This is a genomic window from Glutamicibacter nicotianae (assembly GCF_006539525.1).
GTDB classification, from domain to species: domain Bacteria; phylum Actinomycetota; class Actinomycetes; order Actinomycetales; family Micrococcaceae; genus Glutamicibacter; species Glutamicibacter nicotianae.
Map to the genome: position 1 here is coordinate 55,617 of NZ_BJNE01000002.1, position 18,380 is coordinate 73,996.

The 18,380-nt window shown below is 63.2% G+C and carries 16 protein-coding genes and 1 pseudogene; 5 read left to right on the forward strand and 12 right to left on the reverse strand.

Translation table 11 applies throughout. From position 1 onward, the window contains the following. Positions 1–45 precede the first annotated feature (45 nt). Positions 46–819 carry an IclR family transcriptional regulator gene (locus ANI01nite_RS03020; protein WP_141355918.1) on the reverse strand — a complete coding sequence of 258 codons (774 nt, stop codon included), beginning with the start codon at positions 817–819 and terminating at the stop codon, positions 46–48. A gap of 218 nt (positions 820–1,037) precedes the next feature. Here ANI01nite_RS03020 and ANI01nite_RS03025 point away from each other — a divergent pair, with 218 nt between their 5' ends. The 4 genes from ANI01nite_RS03025 to ANI01nite_RS03040 all read left to right on the forward strand — a co-directional run bounded on the left by ANI01nite_RS03025 (position 1,038) and on the right by ANI01nite_RS03040 (position 6,232). After that, complete coding sequence (locus ANI01nite_RS03025; protein WP_141355920.1) at positions 1,038–2,423, forward strand: NAD-dependent malic enzyme; 1,386 nt, start codon at positions 1,038–1,040, stop codon at positions 2,421–2,423. 80 nt (positions 2,424–2,503) lie between these two features. Next, entirely contained in the window at positions 2,504–4,135 is a 1,632-nt protein-coding gene (gene aceB / locus ANI01nite_RS03030) for a malate synthase A (protein WP_141355922.1), read from the forward strand. Next, positions 4,132–5,385, forward strand: coding sequence for a DUF6986 family protein (locus ANI01nite_RS03035; protein WP_141355924.1), 1,254 nt, complete (start codon positions 4,132–4,134; stop codon positions 5,383–5,385). Before aceB ends, ANI01nite_RS03035 begins: the two co-directional genes overlap by 4 nt. Before the next feature lie 10 nt (positions 5,386–5,395). Continuing rightward, a complete protein-coding gene (locus ANI01nite_RS03040) occupies positions 5,396–6,232 on the forward strand; it encodes a bifunctional allantoicase/(S)-ureidoglycine aminohydrolase (RefSeq protein WP_038992854.1) in 837 nt (278 codons plus the stop codon). A gap of 1,066 nt (positions 6,233–7,298) precedes the next feature. Here ANI01nite_RS03040 and ANI01nite_RS16625 read toward each other — a convergent pair. From ANI01nite_RS16625 to ANI01nite_RS03065, 5 genes and pseudogenes are all read right to left on the reverse strand, one after another. Then, a pseudogene (locus ANI01nite_RS16625) lies at positions 7,299–7,516 on the reverse strand (Wadjet anti-phage system protein JetD domain-containing protein). Positions 7,517–7,583: 67 nt separating this feature from the next. Then, entirely contained in the window at positions 7,584–7,838 is a 255-nt protein-coding gene (locus ANI01nite_RS03050; RefSeq protein ID WP_128470932.1) for a Txe/YoeB family addiction module toxin, read from the reverse strand. Further along, entirely contained in the window at positions 7,839–8,090 is a 252-nt protein-coding gene (locus tag ANI01nite_RS03055) for a type II toxin-antitoxin system Phd/YefM family antitoxin (protein WP_038992858.1), read from the reverse strand. It lies immediately after the preceding gene. A gap of 356 nt (positions 8,091–8,446) precedes the next feature. After that, complete coding sequence (locus ANI01nite_RS03060; protein WP_141355928.1) at positions 8,447–9,502, reverse strand: CobW family GTP-binding protein; 1,056 nt, start codon at positions 9,500–9,502, stop codon at positions 8,447–8,449. Positions 9,503–9,595: 93 nt separating this feature from the next. Next, positions 9,596–10,294, reverse strand: coding sequence for a maleylpyruvate isomerase family mycothiol-dependent enzyme (locus ANI01nite_RS03065; protein WP_141355930.1), 699 nt, complete (start codon positions 10,292–10,294; stop codon positions 9,596–9,598). A 203-nt stretch (positions 10,295–10,497) separates the two neighbouring features. Between ANI01nite_RS03065 and ANI01nite_RS03070 the strand changes: the two genes are divergently transcribed. Next, positions 10,498–12,267: a plasmid pRiA4b ORF-3 family protein gene (locus ANI01nite_RS03070; RefSeq protein ID WP_141355932.1), complete on the forward strand. Its 1,770-nt coding sequence runs from the start codon at positions 10,498–10,500 to the stop codon at positions 12,265–12,267. Between the two features lie 292 nt (positions 12,268–12,559). On the opposite strand, the gene ANI01nite_RS03080 is transcribed toward ANI01nite_RS03070, so the two are convergent. From ANI01nite_RS03080 to ANI01nite_RS03100, 6 genes are all read right to left on the reverse strand, one after another. Further along, positions 12,560–13,021, reverse strand: coding sequence for a DUF3817 domain-containing protein (locus ANI01nite_RS03080; protein ID WP_141355934.1), 462 nt, complete (start codon positions 13,019–13,021; stop codon positions 12,560–12,562). A gap of 434 nt (positions 13,022–13,455) precedes the next feature. Further along, a complete protein-coding gene (locus tag ANI01nite_RS16630; RefSeq protein WP_161567510.1) occupies positions 13,456–13,617 on the reverse strand; it encodes a hypothetical protein in 162 nt (53 codons plus the stop codon). A gap of 138 nt (positions 13,618–13,755) precedes the next feature. Beyond that, positions 13,756–14,412 (reverse strand): class I SAM-dependent methyltransferase, encoded by a 657-nt coding sequence (locus ANI01nite_RS03085; RefSeq protein WP_141355936.1) that lies wholly within the window; start codon positions 14,410–14,412, stop codon positions 13,756–13,758. A 102-nt stretch (positions 14,413–14,514) separates the two neighbouring features. After that, positions 14,515–16,383: a cytochrome b/b6 domain-containing protein gene (locus ANI01nite_RS03090; protein WP_141355938.1), complete on the reverse strand. Its 1,869-nt coding sequence runs from the start codon at positions 16,381–16,383 to the stop codon at positions 14,515–14,517. A 5-nt stretch (positions 16,384–16,388) separates the two neighbouring features. Continuing rightward, positions 16,389–17,369, reverse strand: coding sequence for an electron transfer flavoprotein subunit alpha/FixB family protein (locus tag ANI01nite_RS03095; RefSeq protein WP_141355940.1), 981 nt, complete (start codon positions 17,367–17,369; stop codon positions 16,389–16,391). Positions 17,370–17,383: 14 nt separating this feature from the next. Continuing rightward, positions 17,384–18,160 carry an electron transfer flavoprotein subunit beta/FixA family protein gene (locus tag ANI01nite_RS03100; protein ID WP_141355942.1) on the reverse strand — a complete coding sequence of 259 codons (777 nt, stop codon included), beginning with the start codon at positions 18,158–18,160 and terminating at the stop codon, positions 17,384–17,386. Between the last annotated feature and the right edge of the window lie 220 nt (positions 18,161–18,380).

Genomic DNA, 18,380 nt, shown 5'->3' on the forward strand with positions numbered 1-18,380 from the left:
GGCGGTTCCGGAGGTGATCAGGTACCAGCTGGAATTGCCGCCTGCCTAGTCGGCGGCTGCCACCAGCTGGCGGCCGAGCTCGCGGGCGGCTTCCTGCAATACCGGAACGGCCTTCTTCGTGAACTCGTCGTCAACGCGGGTGACCGGGCCGGAGACCGAGATGGCCATCGGCGTGGGTGCGCCCGGAACCGGCACAGCGATGCAGCGGACGCCCAATTCCTGCTCTTCCTCGTCGACGGCGTAGCCGCGCTCGCGGGTGGCCTCGACATCGGTGAACAGCTTGCCCAGGGTGGTGATGGTGTTGGCGGTCTTCGGCGGCATGCCCGCCTGCGAGACCAGGCGCTGCACGCGCTCGTCATCGAGCACCGAGAGCACGGCCTTGCCGACCCCGGAGTTGTGCAGCATGGCGCGGCGCCCTACTTCGGTGATCATGCGCATCGAGTGCGCCGACTGGACCTGGGCGATGTAGGTGACCATATCGCCATCGAGCACGGCGATATTCGCCGATTCGCCCAGCGTCGCGACCAGTTCCTTCAGTGCAGGGGAAGCCAGGGCGCCCAGCTGGCGGTTGGCGACCTCGCCGAGGCGGATCAGCCGCGGGCCCAGCGAGTAGCGGCGATTGGGCAGCTGGCGCACGTAGCCCACGCCCACCAGGGTGCGCAGCAGCCGGTGGATGGTCGGCAATGGCAGGGGAGTATCGGCGGCCAGCTCGCTGAGCGCCGCTTCGCCGCCGGCCCGCGCGATGACTTCCAGGAGCTCAAAAGCGCGTTCGACGGACTGGACGCCGCCGGTGGTGGACTTGCTGGCAGTCTGCGTCATCTTTGCTCCTTGTGCAGGCAATGGTTTTCGGAAACGGACTGCGCATTACTTCTACGATGCGAAATCCTTGTCCCAAGAATAGCGCAGAATCGGCCATTTCTTCCACGATCCGATATTAAGCCGTCAAAAAATCGTGCCCCGCGCCACAAAACACTCTTGCATTTTCATTTTGAGGATAATAGTATCCACTATACGGAAAACTTTTACAGGAGGATCAGATGGCAGCACCAAGCCCGGGATATTCACTCACCCTTCGCGTCCAGACCCCTGCGTCGATTACCGCGACCAGCGAACTGGCCGGCGTTGTCGGCTCGGCCGGCGCGCACATCACGGCCTTGGATGTCACCGAGTCGAACCACACCCACATGGTGGTGGAGGTTTCCTGCAACACCACCGACGTGGCCCACGGCGAGACCGTGCGCGCTGCACTGGATAACCTCGACGGCGTGAGCGTGCGCAACGTCTCGGACCGCACCTTCCTGATGCACCTGGGCGGCAAGCTCTCGGTCACCCCCAAGGTGGCCCTGCGAAACCGCGACGACCTCTCCCGCGCCTACACTCCGGGTGTCGCCCGTGTCTGCATGGCCATCGCAGAGAACCCTGCCGACGCGCGCAACCTGACGGTCAAGCGCAACACCATCGCCGTGGTCACCGACGGCTCGGCTGTGCTGGGCCTGGGCAATATCGGCCCGGCCGCGGCCCTGCCGGTCATGGAAGGCAAGGCCGCGCTGTTCAAGCAGTTCGCCGACGTCGATGCCTGGCCGGTCTGCCTGGACACCCAGGACACCGAGGAGATCATCAAGATCGTCAAGGCGCTGGCCCCGGTCTACGGCGGGGTGAACCTCGAGGACATCGCCGCCCCGCGCTGCTTCGAGATCGAAGCGCTGCTGCGCGAGGAGCTGGACATCCCGGTCTTCCACGACGACCAGCACGGCACCGCAATTGTCACGCTGGCCGCATTGCTGAACGCGGTGAAAGTCGTGGACAAGAAGATCGAGGACCTGCGCATCGTGGTTTCCGGTGTCGGCGCGGCCGGCAACGCGATCATCCAGCTGCTCATGGCCCGCGGCGCAAAGAACATCATCGCCTGCGGACGCAACGGCGCGATCAGCCGCAACGAGAGCTACACCGATGCGCACCGCATCTGGCTCTCTCAGAACACCAACCCGGAGAACTTCACCGGCACCCTGAAGGAAGCCGTCGTCGGCGCGGATGTCTTCATCGGCGTCTCGGCCCCGAACGTGCTGGACGAAGCGGATATCGCCGCGATGAACGAGCGCGCCGTCGTCTTCGCCATGGCCAACCCGGATCCCGAGGTGGACCCGGAGATTGCAGGCCGCCACGCCGCAGTGGTCGCCACCGGGCGCAGCGACTTCCCGAACCAGATCAACAACGTCCTGGCATTCCCAGGTTTCTTCCGCGGGCTGCTGGATGCAGGCGTCACCGAGATCACCGACGCCATGCTCCTGGCCGCCGCGGATGCCATTGCCGCCCGAGTCAGCGAATCAGAGCTGAACCCAGGATTCATCATCCCGTCGGTATTCGACCCACAGGTCGCCTCCGATGTCGCACTGGCGGTGCAGGACGCAGCCGCCGCCAAGTAGGCGCTGCGCAGCAAGACCCAAGGGTGCATGTCAACGCACCCTTTCAATGGAACAGAGCACAAGAGGTTAAGGAACAACCCATGAGTATTGAAATCACCAGCATCCCCGATGTCGCCGATGCCCAGCAGATCCTCTCCGACGAGGCGCTGGCCTTCATCGAGAAGCTGCACCAGAAGTTCTCCGGCACCCGCGACGAGCTGCTCGCCGCCCGCGGCGTGCGCCGCAAGCAGTTCTCCGCCGCCAAGTCCATCGACTTCGACCCGGAGACCGAAGCCGTGCGCACCGGCGACTGGAAAGTCGCCGAAGCGCCCGAGGCGCTCAAGGACCGCCGCGTGGAGATCACCGGCCCGGCCTCCCCGGCCAAGATGGCGATCAACGCGCTGAACTCCGGCGCCAAGGTCTGGCTGGCAGACCTGGAAGATGCCTCGACCCCGAGCTGGTTCAACGTCATCGACGCGATTTCCAACCTCTCGGCCGCCGCCCGCGGCACCCTGGCCTTCACCGATGCGAAGACCGGCAAGTCCTACGCGCTGCGCACCGACGCCCCGCGCGCTGTCGTGGTGGTCCGCCCCCGCGGCTGGCACCTGCCGGAGAACAACGTGCTCATCGACGGCAAGCCGGCCGTGGGCGCGCTGGTGGACTTCGGCCTGCACTTCTTCCACAACGCGAAGGTGCTCGCAGAATCCGGCCAGGGACCGTTCTACTACCTGCCGAAGATGGAGCACTACCTGGAATCGCGCCTGTGGAACGAGGTCTTCACCTTCGCCCAGGCCGAGCTGGGCATCGCCCACGGCACCGTGCGCGCCACCATGCTCATCGAGACCATTCCGGCCGCCTTCCAGATGGAAGAGTTCCTCTACGAGCTGCGCGAGCACGCCTCGGGCCTGAACGCAGGCCGCTGGGACTACCTCTTCTCCATCATCAAGACCTTCCGCGAAGCCGGCGAAGCGTTCATCATGCCCGACCGCTCGGCCGTGTCGATGACCGCGCCGATGATGCGCGCCTATACCGAGCTGCTGGTCAAGACCTGCCACAAGCGCGGGGCCTTCGCCATGGGCGGCATGGCCGCGTTCATCCCGAACCGTCGTGAACCCGAGGTCACCGCCGCCGCCTTCGAGAAGGTCCGCGCAGACAAGACCCGCGAGGCCAATGACGGATTCGACGGCTCCTGGGTGGCCCACCCGGACCTGGTCGAGCTGTGCAAGGAGATCTTCGACGCGAAGCTCGGCGAGAAGCCGAACCAGATCGATCGCCAGCGCCCAGAGGTCGAGGTCAGCGCAGCCCAGCTGCTGGACGTGGCCAGCGCCCCCGGCGATGTCACCGAGGCCGGCGTGCGCGCCAACCTCTACGTGGCCGTGGCCTACACTGCCGTGTGGCTGTCGGGCAACGGCGCGGTCGCCATCCACAACCTGATGGAAGACGCCGCCACCGCAGAGATCTCGCGCTCGCAGATCTGGCAGCAGATCCGCAACCAGGTGGTCGCCGCCGACACCGGCAACACCATCACCGCGGAACTGGTGGCAGGCATTCTGGCCGAAGAGGTTGAACGCCTGCGCTCGGAGGTCGACAATGAAGAGCACTTCAACGCCTACTACGAGCCGGCCGCAGAATTGATCGCGAAACTGACCAGCGGCAAGGATGAGGACTTCGCGGACTTCCTCACCACCCCTGCCTACGAACTCTTGGAAAAGGAATACGTGACCAAGCCATGAGCAACACCTTCGATGAGTCCACGCTTGCCAGCGTAGAAGCCAAGCTGGCAGCCACCGACCGGTTGCTGGAAACCTCCTACCCGGGAGAAACCGGGGCCCGCCAGCCGGTGCACACCGTATATGTCCCGGGGGACAAGTACAGCGCCGATCTGCCGGCAGCCTGGGGCGCCAACGCCCTGGCCGCTGCCGGCAACGCCGCCGGACTGGCCCAGCTGGCTGCCACGCTGGACCTGGCCGAGCCCGAACGCCTGGGCGAACTGGTGGCAGCGAAGCTGGCAAGCGAACCCATCGAAGATCTGCGCCTCGATTTCGAGGACGGCTACGGCAACCGCACGGATGCCGAGGAGGACGCAGCAGTGCTTGCCGCGGCCGACTCGGTGTCCGCGGCGGTAGCCGTCGGCAAGGCCCCGGCCTGCATCGGCATCCGCTTCAAGTGCTTCGAGGCCCCCACCCGGACCCGCGGCATCCGCACCCTTGACCTGTTCATCTCGCGCCTGGTCGCCAACGGCCCCCTGCCCGAGGGGCTGCGCCTGACGCTGCCGAAGGTCACGACCGTTGACCAGGTCGAAGCCATGGTCCTGCTGGCCGAGAAGCTGGAAGAAGCCCACGGCCTGGAAGCTGGGCGCATCCGCTTCGAGGTCCAGGTGGAAACCCCGCAGGTGATCATCGCCGCGGATGGGAGCCACCCGGTCGCCACCTTGATCCATGCCGGCAGGGGCCGGGTTTCCTCGCTGCACTACGGCACCTACGACTACTCCGCCTCGCTGGGCGTGGCCGCCGGCTACCAGTCAATGGAGCATCCGGTCGCCGACTTCGCCAAGGACGTCATGCAGGTTGCCGTGGCCGGCACCGGTGTGGAACTGTCCGACGGCTCCACCAACATCCTGCCCGCCGGCGACCCGGAGAATGTCGCCGCCGCGTGGGCGCTGCACGCCCGCTTGGTCAACCGCCACCTCACCCGGGGCATCTACCAGGGCTGGGACATGCACGAGAACCAGCTGGTCACCCGCTACCTGGCCACCTTCGCCTTCTTCCGCGAGGGCCTGCAGGCCGCCGGCACCCGGCTGCGCAACTACGTCCACCAGATCAACTCGGCCATCATGGACGAGCCGGCCACCGCGCGTGCCCTGGCCCGCTACATCCACCGCGGGGTCGCCTGCGGTGCGGTCACCGCCGACGAGGTCACCGAACTGGCCCAGATCACCCTGCCCGAACTCGAGGCGATCGCCTTGAACCGCTCCCACGCCTAAGGACTACACCATGACTGTTCCTGCCATCCAGAACTCTTCGTCCTACTACTCGAACTTCGGCGGCCACCCGCCGCAGAGCGATCTGCTCACCGACCGCGCCATCGTCACCGAGGCCTACACGGTCATCCCCAAGGGCGTGCTGCGCGACATCGTCACCAGCGTCTTCCCCGAGTGGACCAACACCCGCGCCTGGGTGCTGAACCGCCCGGTGGCCGGCGGGGCTACCACCTTCGCCCAGTCCATCGTGGAAGTCGCCCCCGGCGGCGGTGCCGAGAAGCCGGAACCGCAGGCCGAGGTGCAGGGATTCATCTTCGTGCTCACCGGCCAGCTGACCTTGGTCATCGAGGGCACCGAGCATGTGCTGGTGGACGGCGGCTTCGCCTACCTGCCGGCCGGCGCCACCTGGTCGGCACGCAATGACGGTACCGAGACCACCAGCTTCCACTGGCTGCGCAAGCGCTACGAAGTCCTGGCCGGCGTCGCGGCTCCGGGCCCGGTTGTGGGCAACGAACGCGACATCGAGCCTGGCCCGATGCCGGGCACCGATGGCAAGTGGCGCACCACTCGCATGCTGGATCCCGAGGATGTGGCCTTCGACTTCGGCGTGAACATCGTGACCTTTGAACCAGGTGCATCCATCCCGTTCGCTGAAACCCATGTCATGGAGCACGGCCTGTACGTGCTGGAAGGCAAGGGTGTGTACCGGATGAATGGCGACTGGGTCGAGGTCGAGGCCGGGGACTACATGTCCCTGCGCGCCTTCTGCCCGCAGGCTTGCTACGCCGGTGGGCCGGAGAACTTCCGCTACCTGCTCTACAAGGACCAGAACCGCCAGATCGCGTTGTAAGCGTTCATTTCCAGAGACTGCCGGGGCCGCACCCCGCGCCGACCCGCCGACTATCGGCGCACCGTGTCCATTTCATGTTCCAGTGATGTTTCCTTTGCTCGGACATGGTGGGCTGACGGCCGGGTCGCGCGGGATGCGGCCTCCGGTTTTGGGTTCCGGCTGTTGCCTGAGAGCCAAACGATTATCAGGTCCCATGCACCACAAATATCGGCAATATCGGTTGGCATCCGGGCAGGCGAGGGAAGCGCGAAATCAGCCAACGTTGGCTGTCCTGGGAGTGGGGGCTTATCTCTGCACCCGTGAGGAGCATGAAATCGTCCAACGTTGGACGATTCCAAAGTGGAGGTCATGCACGACAGGCGTGGGCAGCACTTTAGTTGTGTCAGCAGGAAAGACATGGATACGGGTTCGACTTTCTGCCGGCAAATTCGGACTGGCGCTACGCTTCTGCTGAGATCATGTGTTGATGCTCCACAGGATCGATGACCTGACCCGAGCGTTCGCCAGTGGACAGGAGCAGCAGGATGAATCATTTGCGTGCCCGTAATCGGTGAAAACATCCGCTATCTGTAATTGCTGGAACTGAAATCTGTAATTGTTGTGCTCCCCGAAGATCAGGAAATCCGCGTGATTCAAGGGATCAAGGGCCGTCGCTTGTAATAGTTGAGATCTGTCCAGCTAATTGTTGGTAACTAAATGTTGCTCCGCTACGGCCAGGTCTCCAGTTGTGGTGCGCACCGTCGTGGTGACCTCCCCGCCCAGTCCAGAGCGGTCAGGTACGTCGGTTCGCCGCTCCAAAGCAAGCCGTTTTCCGGCTATCCGCTGAAGATCAGCCGCCACATGTGCGTGCGGTGGTGTGAGTGAAAATTTATGGTTTCAACCTCGCGCTTCTGTGCCGCCGGGGGGGAAGACCCGAGGGGTGTCGCCCCCCCTAGTTCGATGCCCAACGTGGCCAACGAAGGGTCCCCGGGAATGCGTTCCTGCTCAAGGCGCAGTCCGCCTTGGATGCGCAATAATTCGTAGGCCCCGACCTCGTTGGGCAGCAATTCTGCAGACGCCGCCCGGGTCAGCCCTTGGCATGGGGTGTCGCCAGCTGCGCGAAGCGCTGGAGTGTTCCGGGGTCCATCATCATTGATCGGGCATCGGGCCGCACGCTGCGCAATGACGCCAGGATTGCCAGTCCATCCAGATCAACATCGCCCCAGTACAGCACCTCGATACGCACCACCCAAGGAATCGGAGCACATAGCGTACGTCGTAACCGCCGCCGTGCAGCGCAACCACCCCGGGCGGTTCGGGCAGGGACAGCAGCGTCTGCAGGTTTTCTACGATTAGTACGGCCGGACGCCATTCAATAGTGGTATCGGGCTTGAAGGATGATCAAGTCTTCTTCGATCACGATGTAGACCAGTCGGTGTTCGTCGGTAATCCGACGGGACCATGAGCCGGAGGCCCCGTATTTCAGCTGTTCGGGCTTTCCAATCCCTTGGAAGGGATCCGGAAGGCATGCTTCGATCAAGGTGTTGACTCTCTTGAGTACGCGCCGGTCGGCCGTTTGCCAGTGGACGTAGTCGTCCCATCCTGCCCGATCCCAGACGAGCCGCACTTATTCGTCCCAGTCGAGTTCGTGGGTCTCTGTTATTCCTGACCGTGCACGTTCGTAGGCATCCAAGAGCCGCCGGGCATTGGCTGGCGAGCGGAAGAGGTACGCGGTCTCTTGCCATGCTGCGTATTCATCTGCTGCCATGAGAACAGCATTTCCCTTGCGTGACACGATTTCGACAGCTTGGCGATCATCGTTGACTTGTTCAATCAATGGAAAGAGCGTCTTGCGGGCTTCGCTTGCACTGATGGACATCTCGGACTCCTTCCACTACTTGCCGTACCACTTAATGGTGCGACTTAACTGCGGTGTGGGGAAGTGCCCGTCCGACTGGAAAGCCCCGTGCAACTGCGCCGTGAGGGGCGGCGCCGCCGCTAAGGGAACGCGCCAATAGGCGTGTAACATCTCCAGTAAGTCCAGCGTAATTAACGGCCAAGTCAGGCATGTTCCTTGGCGATTGAGGTCGTCGCCAGTGTTGCAGCATGGTTCACATTGACATTTGCCGGCGGACTCTTAGGTGGCTCAGGCAGACGTGGAAATTTTCGAGTCGAGTGAGACCGAGGGCCGTAGATGCCCTCGATGCCAACCTGCTAACGTCAGCCCCGCACCAGCTAGAACCCTTCAGCAGCAGGCTCGTCCGCGGCATCTGCTGCATCGCTGCTCAAGATCAGCCGCCGTTCCAACCGGGTGAGATTTCTCGGGGAAGGATCTTCGCGTGCTGGTTCCAAGGCCGCCGCCAATGCGGCGCCGACTGCTGCTTCATCCAGTCCCATGCCCACGGCGACCAGCGCGTCATCGGCCGGGTCGCTATGGGCGGTGGCTTCCGCGAAATGGATCTGCCGGCCCACCATGTTGACCAGGAAGCGTTGCGTGCCGTCAGCGGTGCGCAGCTTCACGTGTCCCTTGAGCCGGTAGGCCGCGGCCGGCGGGTTCTCCAACAGATCCAGTACGGCTCTCGGGTCTGCCGGCTCTAGGCAGCGCACCGTTACCGCGTTGGCGTGCGGAGCATGCTCGTGGTCGTGGTGCGGGCGGGAGGCGGCTGCCAACGGCAGCTCGTCGATCGGGTCTTCGTCCAAGGCGATGTCGAATACCAGCTCAGGGTCTATGGCGGCGTGCGAGGCCGGGATGATGGCCACGTGCGGGTTGACGTCCCGGATCCTTCCGCTGATTCTGTCCAGGACTGCGTCGCGGTGCTCCGGGGCAATGCGGTCCAGCTTGTTGACCACCACCATGCTGGTCGCGTTGAATCGTGCCGGTGCCATGGCCGCGGTATCCACGGTGTGCTCATGCTCCACCGCGTCGATCACGTCGATGATGCCGCCGAAGCGCACCCCGTGGGCCTTGCCGAAGCGCAGCAGCCGGTCCACGTTGATCGGGTCGGCGGCGCCGCTGGCCTCCACGATGATGGCATCCAGGCGCAGCTTCGGCTGGCCCAGCTTTTCCAGCAGCTCATCCAGGCCGCTGCTGTCGGACAGGCAGCAGACGCAGCCGCCGGCAATGGATTCGGCCGCATCGATCTGGCCGGTGATCAGCCCGGTATCCACGTTGACCTTGCCGATGTCATTGATGATGACCCCTACCCGGGTGCCCGGGCGGGTCAGCAGGCGGTTGAGCAGGCTGGTCTTGCCTGCCCCCAGATATCCGGTGAGCACGATGACAGGGATCAATGCCGGCTCCTTTTCAGATCGACAGGCGGGCCGAGCCCATTCTCCTCGTTCGTCCAACCGTTGCCGCGTGCTGACACGCCTTGCAGAAGGCGGCTACCAGGCAGGCAATGCCGGAATTGGCCCGTCGGCCTCGATATGCCGGGCCTGGCCGCGGGCCAGCCATTCGATCAGGCCTTCGCGGTCCGAGCGCACCTTCAGCGCGCCGTCGCCGATGACCCATTCGTCGCCCTCTTCGGTTACCAGCGTCATGCCCGGGGCGTTCTTCACGCGCATGGTCCGCACGGCGGCTTCGACGGCGTTCTCCTGGGAATCCGGATCGGCTTCCTCGATGGTCCAGGCGGTATCAAGATCGTGGTGGTGGATGACCACCTCGGCGATGCGCAGCGCCACGATGGAGGTCGCCGGAATGATCTTGCCGTGCAGATCCACCTCTTCGACAGCCAAATCGCCGCTGAGCCGTTCGCACTGCTCGGCGAAGTAGGCGGCAGCGTCCTGGAACTTCTTGACCAGTTCCTCGCGCGGCAGGGCCGCCAGCTCATTGATCTCCGCATCGCGGGCCTCACGCGAGGCATAGAGCTCCTGCGGTTCTCCGCTGGTGGCCCAATCGATGAGCTTGACCAGGCTCCGGCCGTTGGAGGCCAGGTGCGCGATGACATGCGCACGGCTCCAGCCTTCGCACAGCGAGGCGGCAGCCATTTCTTCGGTGGACAGGGTCTCGATCGTGGCCGACATCATCGCGGTTTCGCGGCTGAGTCGTGACAGGTCCGAGTGCAGGCGGGCAGTGTTGATCATGAAGTCACCCTACCAACGCGGGCGCTGAAGCCGCACTGGTTACGACATAGATACTGAATGCGACTCGATTCATATGCGCACTGTTTGGGCACCAGCTGCTCGGGCAATTCTGATCTGGAAAAACACGCGTCCGGCATCCTTCTCCAGCAACCGGCAGCCACGTAGCCTTGGGAGTAAAGGCGAACGACCAGGAAAGCAGTCCAATGGCGAAGAAAAAGAAGAAGCAGAAGCCCAAGCAGGGGCATCCGGCACGCCTGCAAGCGGGCGTCGTCTCCATGGACCGCGTGAAGGTCGGGCGAGGCCTGGACGCGCTCACCGGGCAGTTCGTGCAGTGGGCCGCCAAATACCGGGATGATCCCGAAATGACGATGATGCTCCTTGCCACGGTGCGTGAAACCTTGGGCATCTATGCCGAAGTTGTCGGCCTGGACAAGGTGACCGATTTCGACCCGCCAAAACTGCTTGCAGTGCTCAGTTCAATGCTTGAATTCGAAGAAGCCGAAGATCCCGAAGCTGCTGCCAACGGACTGGGAACCATGATCTTCATGGCTTGGTCGGACTACGCAGAGTTCCTGCGCGATTCAGGCCTGTGGGAGCGCGAAGACGAAAGCCTGGAGTGGTTCCTGGAGGCACTGGAAGCCCATGATCCATTCGGCGACAACGATGAAATTGACGAGATCATGGCATCCGATGAAGCTTCGCAGGCTGCCCTGGCAGAGATTGCGGCCATGCCGATCAGCAAGCTGGCCCGTGCTGCCTTGCCTTGGGTCCTTGGCGAAGGCAAGAAGCTGTGGGGCAGCATGCCGGTCGGCGAATTCTTGGAAACTGCTGCAACAGCGCTCGCCGATCACATGCCTGCGGGCGTCGATGAATCGCGCCGGCCCGTGGTGTTGGGGGTAGTGCTCACAGCGCTGGAATCAGTCAATGCCATCAAGTTGCCCGACAAGGGCAAGCCTGAACGCGGTCTGATGCACGAAGACATCATGAAGCATGAGGATGCCGACGCTTTCGAGGTGAATTTCTACTTCATCCAAGCCTGCCTGGACTTGTTCATGAAAAAGCCTGAGGGCATGGAGGAAGCCAGCATCCAGGCCTGGGGGCTGGCCGCCTTCTGGATCGTCGCGGGAATCGACGGCTCCCCGCATCGCGTGGATGCCCCGCGCGATGAACAATGGTCTCCAGAGGTTTGGGAAACAGCGCACGTGCACATGCAAGAACTGAGCTCGCTCGGCCTTCTCGAAGAGGGCGAAGCCTACACCGTGCCGACTATTGTCCGGCTCGCGATTACCGACGTTGAGAATGACCTGCTCGATGACGGAGATGAATTCGACGATGCGGAGCTCGACGCGTTGTTCGGACCGGAGAGCGACGAGCCGAAGCGCCTGAAGCGCGAGGAACCCTACACCGGCAAGGTGCTGCAGCTGAAGCTGACCCTCAAGGAGGCCAAACCGCCGATCTGGCGACGTGTGCTCGTGCCCATGGACCTGAATCTCGGCGACCTGCACGACATCATCCAGGCGAGCTTCGACTGGTATGACGGGCACCTGCACATCTTCTACGAGGGCGGTTTCGGCGGAACCTCATATGGTCCAGAAATTGACGACATGGACTACGAGGAGAATGAAGCGGAAACGCTGGTTTCTTCGCTGCTGAAGAAGGAAAAAGACCGCCTGGATTACATGTACGACTTCGGCGACGGCTGGGAAATCCGCATTGACGTCGAGAAGATCCTGGATGCTGATGGCGGCCAGCTGCCACGCTGCACCGGCGGCCGGCGCATGGCCCCGATGGAGGACAGCGGCGGGGTCGGCGGCTGGGAAGCCAAGCTGGAAATTCTTCAGGACCCGACGGACCCGGAATACGAGGAAGTGGCAGAGTGGCTCCTCGGCTTCGGGCACGATGAGGAAGACGAAGTCGATCCGGCCTATTTCAGCAAAGAACACATCAACGCCCACCTGGAGCTCGAGTTCTAGGAACTGCAGGGGCACGCCAAACCGCCCTGCTCGATTCAATTGCATGAATCGGGCAGGGCGGTTTGCCTGGTGCGAGTAGCTGCAAGAGCTTTCCTCGGCGATCTCCTCAAACGTGTAGTAGTTTTCGTCCACGAGCATGCCGTCGGTGCCGTACTCGATGTCCCAGCCGCCCGGTGCGCGGGCGTAGAAGGTCACCATGTGGTCGTTGATGTGCCGGCACACGGTCTCCAGGACCTCGACCTCCACCATCAATTTCATTGTCGCTGGAGCGTCGTTGCCTGAGGAGCCTGTGCTAGGCGCGGCCGCCTGGAGGGCCCATGATCAGCATGACGGTGAAGATCAGTGCGACGATCACGACGGCGGTCACGGCAGTCAGAACTGGGCGGCCAACCATCCAGCGGAACAGCGTGTCGATCCACTTGTCATCGTCGGGGTGGTCGCTCTTGGTGGTGCGCCATTCGCCTTCCAGCCGTCCCTGTTTTTCCAGGCGGCGTTCATAAGGAATGGTCAGGTAGGGGACCACCGAGGTGGCCGCGGCCAGTACGATGGATCGCTTGCTCCAGCGCTGGTTGATGCCGACCAGCACGCCGGTGGCGACATAGGAGAGGAAGACGAAACCGTGCACGAATCCGGCAATCGAAACGGGCCAATCGCCCACCTTCACGGCATACTTCAGGAGCATGGCGATGATCAGCAGCGTCCAGGTGACTGCCTCGGCCCGGGCAACGATGCGGAATAGGGTGCGTGGTGACATTGCTCGATTTCTGTCCCTCGGAATTGCGAATTAACCGGTTCTCAATTCAGAACCCATCCGAGTCTAGCGGTCATGCCTGTGCGCGTCATTTGAACGTGGGGCAGGCCTTGATCCAAGCCAGAGGCGATAAGAAGCCAACCCGCCAGCAACGGAATATCCGTCGGACGAGATGCCCGTGGCAGTCCGGCTCGGCAATTCGCCCACGCGCTGGCGTTGCGTTCTCGATGGCATGGGTGAACGAGGCATCCGGGTGTAGTTCATTGTCGAGATTTGCGTGTTGCGGTACTCGTGGCAGCTCAGCCGAATGATCGCTGCCGTGCCTGCCGGGCTAGTCATGAAAACGCCACGGAGGCCGGGCTGCAAAGTTGCAGTCCGGCCTCCGTGGTGTCAATAAGCAGGGGCGCTTGTCGAACTAGCTGCTTGCGCAGCCGGTCCTAGATTTCCGGGCGGCCGTCCAGCGCGGCCCCATGCGGAGTCGCACCGCCTTCATCGGTCCAGTCCTGGCCAACTTCGTCATTCAATGCAGGGTCGGAAATGGTATCGGGCTCTTCGGCTTCTGCCTTGTTCAGCAGTGCTTCAGGGTTGTTCTCGGTCATGAATCCATCCCTTTCGTTGGTTGGATTGCCAACCTAGCAAGGATCATCGGACTTCAAAACCTGAATGGCTCCATTTCCAGCAAGCCTTGAGCAATCCAACAGTGTGCGCCAACCGGCTTCACGGCCAGAGCCTATTCCTCACGCTATGCGCTGCACGAAGACGACGGAGTCTTCCAAGGTTGCAGGATTGCCGTCCGGTGCCATGATGCTGCGTTCGCGGATCTCTGCGCACAGCACTTCCCACTGCTCAGGGTCCAGCTCCAGGGCCGCCAGTTCCTCTTCCGGGCTGGGGAACGCGGGCATCGGGTGATCGGGCTTGCCGGCGAAGGAAGGCATGGAGGCGTGGGACAGTGCCAGCAGATGGCCGCCCGGTGCGACCAGCGCTGCCGCCTTGCGCAGGAAGTCGGCGCGGGGGAATTCGAAAGGTGCCTGGAAGAAGCTCAAGGTCACCAGATCAAAGGTCTCCCCGGTATTCCACGCGGCCAGATCCGAGGCGATGAAGCGGGCCTGTTCCGCATCCAGGCCAAGCTTGGCGGCTTCTTCCGCGGCGCGTTTCACGGCGGTGGGCGAGATATCCACACCGGTAGCCTTCCAGCCATTGGCTGCCAGCCACAGCACGTCGCCGCCCTCGCCGCAGCCGATGTCCAACGATTTGCCGGCGTCCAACGGGGCAACCAATTCCTCGATGACCTGGTTGACCTTGCCTGACCAGATCCGCTCGGATTGGCCGTAGTGGTTTTCCCAGAAGGCGACGCCGTCGAGTTGCGTGGTGTGGTGTTCGTGGTGGTGGCTCATCCTTGGTGTTCCCCATTCGTCAGTAAGGCCGTTATTGAAGACATTACTGACGATGGGCCCCGTACGCGATCAGTTTTGCGCCAGAGGCAAGAACTATTGTTTCTACCTTGCACTGACCTTGCCGAAGAGGCGGGCAATGGAGGCTAGGATCATTGGCCTGCAGGCCAGCCACGCACCGGCGATCACGAGCAGCGAGAGCGCGAAGTAGAGCAGCCCGGCCCAGTTATCCGCGTACGCGGCGGGATCGGTGGACCCCTGGGCCGCATACATGTGGTTCAGGTTGCGCAGCGCCCCGGTGGAGAACACCAGGATCACGTGCACCAGGATGAACAGCACGAAGTACAGCATGGTGGGGAAGTGCAGGGCTCGGGCCACCTCAATCGGGTACTTCTTGGTCAGTGCTGGCATGTTCTTGGGCCAGAATGCGCTCATCCGGTAACCGGTGATCGCCGCTACCGGAGCGGCAATGAACACGGTGGTGAAGTAGGCCAGCTGCTGCAGCGAGTTGTAGTTCACCCAGCCGTTTTCGGTAGGCCAATCCAGCGTCAGGTATTGCAAGGCCGCCGAGATCGCATTCGGGAAGACCTCCCACGATGTCGGGACAATGCGCATCCAGTGGCCTGTGGCGAACAGCAGCACGAGGAACACCAAGCCATTGACCAGCCACAGCAGATCAAGGCCCTGGTGCAGCCAGAGGTTGATACTCACCTTCGGGCTGCGCTTCGACGACCAATAGGCAGGCGGCTTCTTTTGATGCCTGACCAGCATGCCCGAGCGGATGATCAGGACCATGAGGAAGAAGTTGAAGAAGTGGTTCCATGCCAGCCAGCCGGGGAAGCCGATGGGTGCTGATTCCGGCAGATGGTATTCGCCCGGGTAGCGTTCCATGAAGGACTCGACCCCATCGATTCCGGCAATGCCGCGGGCAATGAGCACCGCGGCAGTGGCCAGGCCCAATGCGGCGAACGCGCCGACGATTCCAGCGAGCACCCACTGCTTGGTGGTCAGCGGACCATGCTTGACCGCTTCCTTCTTGCTCTTTGCCGAGGCCTGGGGCTTCGGGGTGATTGCAGGTTTTGCGGAAGATGCCTTTTCTGCCGCCACTGCTGGCGCCGCCGGAGCCGCAGACTGCTGCATGCCCATGCGGGTACGCGCAGGGGCTGGTGGCGTTTCATCTGCCGTGGCCGAGGGATCGGCCTTCGCACTGGATGCCTGGTCAACCGGTTCTGCCGGTGCGGCCTGGGCGTCTTCAGCAACGGGAGCTGGCGCAACCGGAGCGGCAACAGCAACGTTTTCTGGGACGCTGGCTGCAGGTTCCGCAGGTTCCGCAGGTTCCGCAGGTTCCGCAGATGCTGCCGGGGCCGCTGCGGCTACGGGTGCAGCCACGAATGAACTTGGCGGCCAGGCTTCTGCACCAGCGGTCCGCGGAAGTCCGCGGCGAACTGCCGGTGCATCTGCACTGGAATTCGCCGCGGCCGGTGCCGCATTCGCCGGGGGAACTGGTTCGCTGGCTGCCGGCGCCGCTTCAACCGGTGATGTCTTCGCCGGTTCAGCGACCGGCGTGGTTGCCGGCTCGGAAGCCGGCTCAGCCGCCGACTTTGGCTGCGACGCAGATGCAGGAGCGCTCGCTGCAACAGGAATTCCTGCAGGAGGCCATGGCTCGCCGCCTGCAACTCGTGGCAGGCCTCGGCGCAACGATCCAGTTACTGGTGCCTGGCCGGCAACAGTCTGCTCGGACGCAGCGCTGGCCGCGGCAACAGCAGGTGTTTCGGCAGGCGTTGGTTCGGCGGGAGCAGGTGAGCTGACGGGCTGTTCGAGAACGGGCTCGGCAACTGGCTCAGCCTTCGTGGGCTCCGCAACGGTTGCGTCAGCGATGGCTGCCACGGAAGCGAACAGCTCGGCCGGGGGCCAGGGCTCGCCTCCGGCAACACGGGGCAAGCCCTGCCGGATGGATTGCTCAGGTGCAGTCATGGCAATTACGCCTTGCGTGCTTCAAGCGCGGAAATCAACTGCGGAACGACCTTGAAGACATCGCCGACCACACCGAAGTCGGCGATCTCGAAGATCGGCGCATCGGCGTCCTTGTTGATGGCAACGATGGTCTTGGCAGTCTGCATGCCTGCCTTATGCTGGATGGCTCCTGAGATGCCCAGCGCGACATACAGCTGGGGCGAGACCGCAACACCGGTCTGTCCTACCTGCGCGGCATGCTCGACGTAGCCGGCATCCACCGCGGCGCGCGAAGCGCCCACGGCTGCCCCCAGGGCATCGGCCAGCTGGTGCACCAGATCGAACTGCTCCGCACTGCCCAGGCCGCGACCGCCGGAAACCACGCGAGCCGCGGAACGCAGCTCGGGACGGGTCGATGCCGTTTCGGCAGTTTCCAGTTCCTTGACCTCGATCTCCGGCTTGCCGCTTGCGGCGACCTCCAGTGCGGTGGCGCTCGCCGGCTGGGCTTGGGCGCGCTCTTCGATGCTGCCCACGCGCACGGTAATCACCGGAGCGCCGAAGGTCGGGGCACTGTGGGTCGAGTACGCGCCGCCGTAGATCGAGTGGGCTGCGATGATTCCCTGGTCATCGCGCGAAACGCCGAGGGCATCCACGCTGAGCGCCAAGCGGTTGCGCACCGCGAAGCGTGCTGCCACTTCGCGCGAGGTCAGGGTATGCCCCAGGATCACCGCTTGCGGCTGGACTACGGCGAAGGCCTGCTGCAGCGCGTCAGCCATCGGCGCGGTCAGCACCGGCGACTCGACAACTGTGGTGAGCACTTGCGCGGCACCAGCCTGGCTGGCTTGTTCCGCCAGGGTTTCAACGGATCCTGCCGGGGCGGTCACCAAGGCGACCGGGGTGCCCACGGTGGAGGCTGCACCGAGCAGCTCCGCGTGGTTCTTGGCCAGCGTTCCGGCAGTGGTGGTCTCGAGGAAAACGAGAATTGAATCAGCAGCAAAATCAGTCATGGTTCTCTTTCCGCTCACACCAGGTTGTTCTTGACGAGGAATTCGGCCAAGGCGTTGCCGGCTTCGCCGTCATCGGTCACGATGGTCCCAGCGTTGCGCGGCGGGCGCTGGGCCACCGAAACCATGATGGAACGCGCGGTATCGGCCGGCAGCGCCTCGACGCCCAAGTCCGCCAGGGACAAGGATTCGATCGGCTTCTTCTTGGCTGCCATGATGCCCTTGAAATTCGGGAAGCGGGCATCGGGCAATGCTTCGGTGATCGAAGCGACCGCCGGCAGCGGAGCGCTGACTTTGGCCGCGGCTCCATCGAGCTCGCGCAAGCCGCTGATCGCGCCGTCGGCAATGTCCACCGAGGACAGGGACGTCGCCGCTGGAAGATCAAGCAGCTCGGCCAGCATCACCGGGAGCATGCCGGCCGAACCGTCGGTGGACATGTTGCCGGTGAGGATCAGGTCGTAATTGCCCCGGCGCAAAGCCGCCGCAAGCACCTGCGCGGTGAGCACCAGATCGGCTCCGAGCAGCTCTTCATCGTTGATGTGCACGGCGTCGGCGGCGCCCATGGCCAAGGCCTTGCGCAAGGTGGCCTGGACCGATTCCGGCCCCATGGTCAGCACGGTGATATCAGTTCCAGGATTCGCGTCAGCGTGCTTCAACGCGACTTCCAAGGTCCGTTCGCCGATTTCATCGAGCACCACTTCTGAAGCGGCGCGATCAGCCAGGCCGGTCTCCAGATCCAGCAGGCGGTCTTCTCCGGTATCCGGGACTTCTTTGATCAGAACCGCGATCTTCATCATTTTCTCCTCTTATCGCAGCAGTTTCCGCCCGAACCTCCGAGTGCCGGAAGCCATCCATGATTCCGAGTTCCACGGACCTAGGCTATGCTCGCCGCCGAAACTACTAGGAAATCCAAGTTCATTATTGGACCCCGCCGCAGATATCCTGCAGAACTCGAAGTATTGTGTCGTAGGCTACATTCGTCTCTGCTGTTTATCTTGTCGGATCAAGCGCCAA

Bases quoted from the DNA above. Each gene is read 5' to 3' on its own strand.
- ANI01nite_RS03065 (WP_141355930.1), bottom strand. From the start codon at position 10,294: ATGATCAACACTGCCCGCCTGCACTCGGACCTGTCACGACTCAGCCGC.
- aceB (WP_141355922.1), top strand. From the start codon at position 2,504: ATGAGTATTGAAATCACCAGCATCCCCGATGTCGCCGATGCCCAGCAG.
- ANI01nite_RS03025 (WP_141355920.1), top strand. From the start codon at position 1,038: ATGGCAGCACCAAGCCCGGGATATTCACTCACCCTTCGCGTCCAGACC.
- ANI01nite_RS03040 (WP_038992854.1), top strand. From the start codon at position 5,396: ATGACTGTTCCTGCCATCCAGAACTCTTCGTCCTACTACTCGAACTTC.
- ANI01nite_RS03080 (WP_141355934.1), bottom strand. From the start codon at position 13,021: ATGTCACCACGCACCCTATTCCGCATCGTTGCCCGGGCCGAGGCAGTC.
- ANI01nite_RS03100 (WP_141355942.1), bottom strand. From the start codon at position 18,160: ATGAAGATCGCGGTTCTGATCAAAGAAGTCCCGGATACCGGAGAAGAC.
- ANI01nite_RS16630 (WP_161567510.1), bottom strand. From the start codon at position 13,617: ATGACCGAGAACAACCCTGAAGCACTGCTGAACAAGGCAGAAGCCGAA.
- ANI01nite_RS03090 (WP_141355938.1), bottom strand. From the start codon at position 16,383: ATGACTGCACCTGAGCAATCCATCCGGCAGGGCTTGCCCCGTGTTGCC.
- ANI01nite_RS03070 (WP_141355932.1), top strand. From the start codon at position 10,498: ATGGCGAAGAAAAAGAAGAAGCAGAAGCCCAAGCAGGGGCATCCGGCA.
- ANI01nite_RS03035 (WP_141355924.1), top strand. From the start codon at position 4,132: ATGAGCAACACCTTCGATGAGTCCACGCTTGCCAGCGTAGAAGCCAAG.
- ANI01nite_RS03020 (WP_141355918.1), bottom strand. From the start codon at position 819: ATGACGCAGACTGCCAGCAAGTCCACCACCGGCGGCGTCCAGTCCGTC.
- ANI01nite_RS03055 (WP_038992858.1), bottom strand. From the start codon at position 8,090: ATGTCCATCAGTGCAAGCGAAGCCCGCAAGACGCTCTTTCCATTGATT.
- ANI01nite_RS03095 (WP_141355940.1), bottom strand. From the start codon at position 17,369: ATGACTGATTTTGCTGCTGATTCAATTCTCGTTTTCCTCGAGACCACC.
- ANI01nite_RS03085 (WP_141355936.1), bottom strand. From the start codon at position 14,412: ATGAGCCACCACCACGAACACCACACCACGCAACTCGACGGCGTCGCC.